The organism is Streptomyces sp. NPDC006872 (assembly GCF_040635845.1).
Classification (GTDB): Bacteria; Actinomycetota; Actinomycetes; order Streptomycetales; family Streptomycetaceae; genus Streptomyces.
In genome coordinates this window covers 1-7,145 of the sequence record NZ_JBEYIL010000048.1, presented here as the reverse complement: position 1 = coordinate 7,145, position 7,145 = coordinate 1, and the positions used below count along the sequence as shown (strand labels likewise).

Annotated in this window: 9 protein-coding genes; 6 read left to right on the top strand and 3 right to left on the bottom strand. The window is 69.6% G+C overall.

What is annotated here, in order from left to right:
• The first annotated feature begins 607 nt into the window (after positions 1 to 607).
• Positions 608 to 835, top strand: a complete 228-nt coding sequence (locus tag ABZ725_RS52375) for a hypothetical protein (protein ID WP_358809450.1) — start codon at positions 608 to 610, stop codon at positions 833 to 835.
• Here ABZ725_RS52375 and ABZ725_RS52370 read toward each other — a convergent pair.
• Positions 832 to 2,592 (bottom strand): S8 family serine peptidase, encoded by a 1,761-nt coding sequence (locus ABZ725_RS52370; RefSeq protein WP_358809449.1) that lies wholly within the window; start codon positions 2,590 to 2,592, stop codon positions 832 to 834. The two genes, ABZ725_RS52375 and ABZ725_RS52370, sit on opposite strands and share 4 nt — an antisense overlap.
• Before the next feature lie 238 nt (positions 2,593 to 2,830).
• On the opposite strand from ABZ725_RS52370, the gene ABZ725_RS52365 reads away from it, so the two are divergent.
• The 3 genes from ABZ725_RS52365 to ABZ725_RS52355 all read left to right on the top strand — a co-directional run bounded on the left by ABZ725_RS52365 (position 2,831) and on the right by ABZ725_RS52355 (position 4,844).
• Positions 2,831 to 3,301, top strand: coding sequence for a replication-relaxation family protein (locus tag ABZ725_RS52365; RefSeq protein WP_358809448.1), 471 nt, complete (start codon positions 2,831 to 2,833; stop codon positions 3,299 to 3,301).
• On the top strand, positions 3,271 to 3,636 hold the full coding sequence (locus ABZ725_RS52360) for a hypothetical protein (RefSeq protein ID WP_358809447.1): 366 nt from the start codon (positions 3,271 to 3,273) through the stop codon (positions 3,634 to 3,636). The genes ABZ725_RS52365 and ABZ725_RS52360 overlap by 31 nt, the downstream gene beginning before the upstream one ends.
• 962 nt (positions 3,637 to 4,598) lie before the next feature.
• On the top strand, positions 4,599 to 4,844 hold the full coding sequence (locus tag ABZ725_RS52355) for a hypothetical protein (protein WP_358809446.1): 246 nt from the start codon (positions 4,599 to 4,601) through the stop codon (positions 4,842 to 4,844).
• A gap of 140 nt (positions 4,845 to 4,984) precedes the next feature.
• Here the strand turns inward: ABZ725_RS52355 and ABZ725_RS52350 are convergent, their stop codons facing one another.
• Positions 4,985 to 5,590, bottom strand: coding sequence for a phosphotransferase (locus tag ABZ725_RS52350; protein WP_358809445.1), 606 nt, complete (start codon positions 5,588 to 5,590; stop codon positions 4,985 to 4,987).
• 142 nt (positions 5,591 to 5,732) lie between these two features.
• Between ABZ725_RS52350 and ABZ725_RS52345 the strand changes: the two genes are divergently transcribed.
• Positions 5,733 to 6,155 carry a hypothetical protein gene (locus ABZ725_RS52345; RefSeq protein ID WP_358809444.1) on the top strand — a complete coding sequence of 141 codons (423 nt, stop codon included), beginning with the start codon at positions 5,733 to 5,735 and terminating at the stop codon, positions 6,153 to 6,155.
• A gap of 40 nt (positions 6,156 to 6,195) precedes the next feature.
• On the opposite strand, the gene ABZ725_RS52340 is transcribed toward ABZ725_RS52345, so the two are convergent.
• Positions 6,196 to 6,405 carry a hypothetical protein gene (locus tag ABZ725_RS52340; protein WP_358809443.1) on the bottom strand — a complete coding sequence of 70 codons (210 nt, stop codon included), beginning with the start codon at positions 6,403 to 6,405 and terminating at the stop codon, positions 6,196 to 6,198.
• Here ABZ725_RS52340 and ABZ725_RS52335 point away from each other — a divergent pair.
• Complete coding sequence (locus ABZ725_RS52335) at positions 6,391 to 6,843, top strand: hypothetical protein (RefSeq protein ID WP_358809442.1); 453 nt, start codon at positions 6,391 to 6,393, stop codon at positions 6,841 to 6,843. The two genes, ABZ725_RS52340 and ABZ725_RS52335, sit on opposite strands and share 15 nt — an antisense overlap.
• Positions 6,844 to 7,145 lie beyond the last annotated feature (302 nt).

Below are 7,145 nucleotides of genomic sequence, written 5' to 3'. Positions count from 1 at the left end.
AGCTACCTCGCCGGACTCCACCTCCGCGCAGCGACCATCTGGATCAGCAGCCTCCTCAAAGCCCAATGATCACAACTAGAGACAGCCCCTAGTCGTGGGCCTTGCCACCGGCCCGTTGGCCTTGTGGCTTCGCCTTCGCCGGCGCGTGCGGCAAGAGCAGGCGCGCGGGGCCTACCTCGTTGGTATCGCTCACGCTCTCCCCCGGGCAGGGCGGTTCGACGGACGGTGTGTGGACGGAACCCTGCTTCGTCTGGTCGTGAACGGGAGCAGCGAGCATGAGTGATCGTGAGCCACGGGAAGCCATGGGCACGGCACAGCCAGCCCAGAGCGCTTCGGTCTTCCGGGTGTCGCGGCCCTCACCGGTGTGGATACGGACCGTGGCGCGGCCGGCCAGGGGGAAACGCCCTTTGCGTCGTGCCCCTGAGAGCTGGCCGACCGCAAGGCGTAGGCCTCCCGCGGCGAGTCCGCCTCCGCGGTCCGGGCCGGGACGGCGGCCCGCCGCTCGAGCCGGCCGGCACTCCTCGGGGCCGCGGCGCGCGCAGCCGTGTCCGCGCTGCTCGTACGGTCAGCGCGGACACGGCCCTGCAGCTCCTCAGGGAGGCGCACGGTGAACTGGGACACCGGCCCCAGGCCGTCCGCGGCCTTCCTGGACGCCTCCGGCATATGGGCCCCGACCGCGGAGTACACCGCCACCGAGGCCCATATGCCCTCTGCCGCCCAGCAGTTCGCAGCCCTGGCCGAACAGACTGCAGCCCGCCTTGTCCGCGGCCGCGGGCGGGGAGCTGTCGCCGGCGCAGTGCGTGCTGTACGCGGGCGTTGCCGGGCCCTGCGCTAGAAGGTCAGGTTCCAGGCGTCGATCTTGCCTGTGTCGGAGGCGGCGTTGTCGTTGACGCGCAGCTTCCAAGTGCCGTTCGCGACCTCCGAGGAGGCGTTCACGGTGTAGGCCTGGGCGATGTTGTCGGCGCTGCCGCCGGTGTGGTTGTGCAGCGTGTAGACGGTGCCGTCCGGCGCCACCAGGTCGACCTTCAGGTCACCGATGTAGGTGTGCTTGATGTCCACACCCACCTTGAGGGTGGCCGGGGCGTTGCCGGTCACGCCGGTGACGGCGATCGGGCTCTCCACGGTCGCGTTGTCGTTGATGGCGAAGTCCGCGAGGTTCTCGAAGTACGTGCCGGGCGGCGGGGTCGTCCCGACGGCCTTGAGGGCGTCGACCTGTCCCTCGCCGAAGAACGAGTTGTTGGCCGTGGTGCCCGTGCAGCGGCTGTCCGAGGGGCAGGCGATGTCGTTGGCCTGGGCGGCCAGCTTGGCGCGGATCTCCGCCGGGGTGATGCCCGGGTCGGCGCTGGCGATGAGTGCCGCCACGCCGACCACGTGCGGGGTGGCCATCGAGGTGCCGCTCTTGCTGCCGTAGCCGCCGCCGGGGACGGTGGAGTACACGCTGCTGCCCGGCGCCGCGATGTCGATGACGCCCTGCCCGTAGTTGGAGAACGAGGCCTTGGTGACGCCCGTGCCGTTGGCCGCGACTGTGACCACGCCCGGCAGCTCGGTCGGGATGTCGAGGCAGGCGTTGGTGATGGTGCGGGTCACCGGCGTCGAGTCGTTCGGGCTCGCGGAGTCGGTCGTCTTGTGGGCGAGGTCGTAGTTCTCGTTGCCCGCGGCGGCGATCTGGAGGGAGCCCTTGCCCTCGGCGTACTCCTGGGCGCGCTTGACGCCCTCGATGATGGCGGCCTGGTCGATGTTGTCCGGGCAGTTGAACTGCCACGGGTCCGTGTAATAGCTGTTGTTGGTGACCTTGAAGCCGTGGTCACCAGCCCAGACGAAGCCGCAGACGGTGTTCTCGGCGAAGAAGAAGGCGTTGCCCGGCTCGGCGACCCGGACCGCTGCGATCGTCACCCCGGGGGCCACGCCGACGACACCCTTGCCGTTCTTGGCCGCGGCGACGGTGCCCGCTACGTGGGTGCCGTGCGTGTCGACGTCCCGCCAGGCGCCGGCACGGGTGTCGGGCTTGCCGTAGGCGCAGGAGACCGAGTCGGCCGCGTCGAAGTTGGGCGCCAGGTCCTGGTGCTGGTCGTCCACACCGGTGTCCAGGATGCCGACCTTGACCGAGGCGGAGCCCGGGTTCACGGCCCAGGCCTGGTCGGCCTTGATCTGGCTCATGTCGGCCCGGACCGGCTCTCCGGCCGGGGTCGAGGCCTGGGCCGGATTGGCCGGGAGCGCCGGGTTGTAGGCGTCGGCCGGGACGTCCGAGGTGCGCGTGGCGCCGACCTGCTGCACGCCGGCGACGCCGCGCATGGTGGCGGCGAATCCGCTGGACGCCGAGTGGGCGACGATCACGCCGATGGCGTCGAAGTCCGAGAAGACGGTGCCGCCGTTGGCCTCGATCGCGGAGCGGACCGCCGAACTGTCACCGGGGGCGGTGATCACGAGGTAGGCACGCGTGCCGGCCACCCAGGTCGCACTCTGGGAAGCCGGCACGGCGGCCGGAGCGTGGGCCTTGGCGGCCGGCGCGGTGGAGGGGGCGACGGGGAGCGTGCCCGCGAGGGCGCCCGGGGCGCCGAACGCGAGGGCGGCGCCGAGCGTGGCCGCCAGCACCAGCGTGCGTCTAGGTCGGCTGGATATGTGGGGTATCAAGGCGTCCTCCGGAGACGGCCCGGCCGTGCTGAGGGCACCGGCCGGGCCGTACGAAACGAGTGGTGGATGCAAGATGTCAGACGGGTCCTCCTGTACGGAAGTACCTTTCCGTGCAGCGACGTTATAGGGGCATGGCTGAAAAGCCCCGCTGGGGGTGCCGGCGCAGTACCGGATGGCCACCACCTAGCAGATGCACCGGGTGATCGCTCCCTCTGTGCGTATCGAGCAGACCCGGCGGCGGCTGGCCCGCCTGCGCGTTGGGGGGCCGGTCGACCGCATCACCCTGCCGCAGGCCGGACGGACCAGGGGGTGGTTCCCCACCTCGTACGGCGTGCAGCTCGCCTCCGAGTGGCCCGAGCTGCACGGGCGTCGGCTCTCCAGGACCCTTTCCGATCCGACCGCCGTGCGGCTGAAGGCCGGCCACACGCTGACCGTGACCGAGACCGCGCTCGTCTTCCTCGAGGACGCCCGCAGCCGCGGCGATGTGTGCGAGCCGATGGACTGGATCCCCGAGGTCCGCCACCCGATCGGGAGCGGCAAGGCCGTCATCCCCGACGCGTCCTGTACTACCGGCGCGGTCCCGTCGACGGGGACAACGGGTCGATGCTGCGGGCGTTCGCGGAAGTCGACCGGGCCACCATGGGTCCCGAGCGCCTTGCCGCCAAGCTGACCGCGTACGAGCGCCTCCACCGCTACGTACCCGTGGTCCCGGGGCGCCGGCCGACCGTCCAGGAACCGGCGGTTGAGGAGTGGCGGCGGCGCTACCCGCTCTTCCCGCGTCTCCTGTTCGTCCTGGACGGCACCGGACCGGCCGGTGTCGAGAACCGGATCAGCGCCCTGCGCGCGGGGGCCGGGCTGCTGGCCCGCTTTCCGTACGACGTCCCCGTGCTCGTGGCGCCGCTGGCCGACCTGGTCCAGCACGGCCCCTCTGCACCCGTGTGGCGCCCCGTCCACGACCCCGGCCGGCGAGTCCGCTGGACGGAGTCCGGTCATCGCCAGACCTGACGTACGGCCGCCGCAGACGACGGCACGGGTCTGTACTTCGCCCGCAGACCCTGCGTAGCGAAGTAGTCGGCCACCGGATCAGCGCGTATCCACCCCTTGTCGACCTGGTCAGCCACGCATCCGAACGCCAACGGCCAACCGGTCGAAGCAATACGAGGAGCACTACGAGGGGCACTACGAGAAGCACCAAGAAGGACACCAAGAGGGACCATACGAAAGGCAACCAGCCGCGTCGCGGTCTTCGCCGGGCGTCAGCGGTGCGCTGACCAGCCGTGGCCGGGGCTGGACGCGGCACGGCCGGAGGCGTGGTCGGGGCGACCACGCTGCCGACCACGTGGCGGCTCCCGCGTTCCGCCAGACGCCTGGACGGCTGACTTTTTCCCTCGCGTACGCGGATGCCGTTCTAGCTACATGGATCCAACTTACATGATTTTAAAGGGTATTGACACTCTTTAGGATGCTCTACCCTATTCGGTTCCGCCGCTTCGTGCTGAAGGACATCGCTGGTGGCGCCCGGTGAGCCCCCAGATCCGTAGGTTCGCACAGAGCGAAGCGCGTCAGCCCTGCTTACCGTACGCGGGCCCGTCATCACGGGCACCGGTGCCGAGTGCGGGATCGGTGCGCCGCCCACCGAGCGGCTCGTCGCGTCGGACTTGATCAAGCAGGTCATCGCCATCGACGAGCGGTGTGGCGAGTACGAGACGGCCCACTGGCGGATCCCTGACACGTGGGATCCGGTCATCTCTGAGAAGCATTCGAGATCCCTCAAACCCTTGGACGATCTCTCTCGCCCGGTCCACCACGGCCGGCCACCGCGCCCACTCACGCGCCATAGCGGTACATGTACCCCTCGCCGCCGTCCGGTGCCTGGACCTCCCGATCCGGGTCATCCACAGGCCCGAACGCGATCGGCGGTTCCTCCGTACGCTGCTGCCCGAATCGATCACACGGGGGTGCGCGGGATGCGGTACGCCGTGGTGGTGGAGGAACTCGCGGTGGAGGTCATGGCGCAGCTGCCGGACGAACGGGCCCGGCGGGAGGTGATGGCGCTCATGGAGGTCGCGCGGATGGACCCGCGGGCCTGGCCCGATGAACGCGACCCGGGCTCCGTGGAGGAGATCCGGGAAGCGTTCGGACGGCGGTGCTGGATCCAGTACATGCCGTATGCCGGGGCGATCGAGGTCCGTGACATCGGGTGGGTGGGCTGACGCCTGGTCCTCTGCTGACGCGAGAGGACCACGTCACCGACATGGGGCCGACCAGCCACTGACACGAGAGCGAGACAGCTGCGGTTTCAGCTCAAGCGGTAGCCGAGGAGCACGAGGCCGGCGGCCGCAGCGCGGTGCTGCTAGGCGCGCAAGCCGGGGGGTGCGGGCTTGCGGGCGTTGCGGTTCCAGTGACCGGTGAGTGCGGCGAGGAACGCGGTGGTGGTGTCGGGACTGCCGGCGGTGGCGGGGTGGTCGCGGAGCAGACCGGCGACGTCCGCGGGCGTGTGTCCGGCCAGGATGAGCTGCGGGGCGAGGGAGGCGGCGTCGATGCAGGCAGGGCCGGTGGCGGCGTGTGCCCAGTCCACGAAGGTCACACCGAGGTGGTGGTCGCGGACCATGTTGTCGGCCCGCAGGTCGCCGTGGACGATGCGGTCGCCGTGGGCGAGGGCGGGCCAGGCGGCTTCCAGTTCGGCGAGCTGCGGCAGGCGGTCACGGGCGGCGGGGGCGAGGTCGGCCGACGGATCGGAGAACAGTTCGTCCCAGCCGTGCAGAGCCGCCCGTTCTTCCTCAACTCCGGACTGTCGAAACGCGACGCCGACCAGGCCGCCGCTCAGCGGCTCCAGCGGTTCGCCACCGCCGTCTACCCCTTTCTGAGCAAGGTTGACGCCCGGAAGTTCACCCGGCTGCTCTCCACTGGGGGGAGATCGTCGTTGGCACCGCGCTTCTCCTCGGGCTCTATACGGCATGTAATCCCATGGCACATGCCGTCCACGCTCGGCGAGAGAGCACTCGCTGAAGCAAGGACATGCCGGTGCGCAGGAGCAGTCCGGGGCGCATGCTGAGAGATGGGCCTTGACAGTTCGGCCTTCTTGAACCAAGGAGCAGATCATGCCATCCCTGCATTTCCATGTGAACTCCTCGATGAGCCCCTCCGAAGTGATGGGGGTACTGACCAACTTCAGCCCCTCGCGAGTCGAAGAGTGGCCTTCCATCGACGCCGAGCACTTCCAGGTCCATGAAAGGGGCGAGACCTGGGCTGAGGTCACCGAAGGGAATGACAAGTCGTGGGAGCGCGCACGCTATGAATGGGATCCGTCACAGAACAGGGTCACCGTCACCACGCACGACTCGACGCCCTTCGGGTCGGGTGGGTGGAACTTCCAGATGACGCCCACGGACGACGGCACCCGCATCGACGTCAGACTCGAACGACATCCCAGCTCGTTCAAGGCGAAGATGCTGTCGCCGATCATTCCCCTTGCCGGGCCGGTGTTCCGCAAGTCCTTCAAGGAGCCCCTGAAGACCGTGTAGCCACCCCTGTCAACGGCGAAAGCAGCGGCGTACGCGCCATTCAGGCTTCCTTGGCGACCATGCGGTGGAGTCCCTTGCGGTCGCAGTAGTGGGTCATGGCGAAGCCGAAGACCAGGGCCACGGCGAAGCCGATGGCGAGGCCCACCACCGCCTGCACGATGTCGACAGCCTGCTGCGGCCGTGGCAGTGGGGCGGACTCCCCCGTCTCCAGGTCCAGCGTGCGGACCTGGCGGTGTTGTCGTACTTCCACACGGCCTCCTGGCCGTGGTCGCGCACCCACCTCCAGTTCAGCCACAAGAGCCGCGAGCCGGACGCGGACCTCGACGACGACAGGTCCGCCGCCGAACGTCTCCGCGTCGCCGTGCAGACACTCCACCTGCGCGCGGGACGCCCCGCGCCCAACGACGTCGCGGTCGCCGGCCGCTGGCTGCTGAGCGCCGGCGCCGTCGCCTCCGTCCTCGAGGCCACGATCCTCCCGCACCAGAGCATCCTCGAGACGTTCGTGCGCCTCCTCGGCGGCGACATCGAGCACTTCAACCACCTCCTGGACGACGCCCGCACCGAAGCCGCCGAAGAAACAGGATGGCTCCCGCCCACCACCCGCCCCTCCGCCGCTGCGGCCCTCGCCGAGCACACCGCACCACAGCCGACCCCAGACCCCACCCCGCCGGCGCGGACGCCGTCATGAAGACGTTCAGCAAGGTCCTCACCGAGGACCACACAGTGGAGGACGGCCGAGCCCGCCTTCTCCACAAACTCGCCGAACAACAAACCAGCCCTGCACGACGCGCAGACACCACCCGACCACAACCGCTCAGCGCACCCCCGGCACCCACACCCACCGGCTCCCTCCTCCGCACCCTCTCATGACCGGCGACACGGTCGCCATTCAAGCCAATGGGGTCAGGTGTCGGCGCATTCGTCGATGACGGCGCAGGCGAGGCGGATGCCGCCCACGTAGGTGGAGATGCCGTCATCGCCGTGCATGTG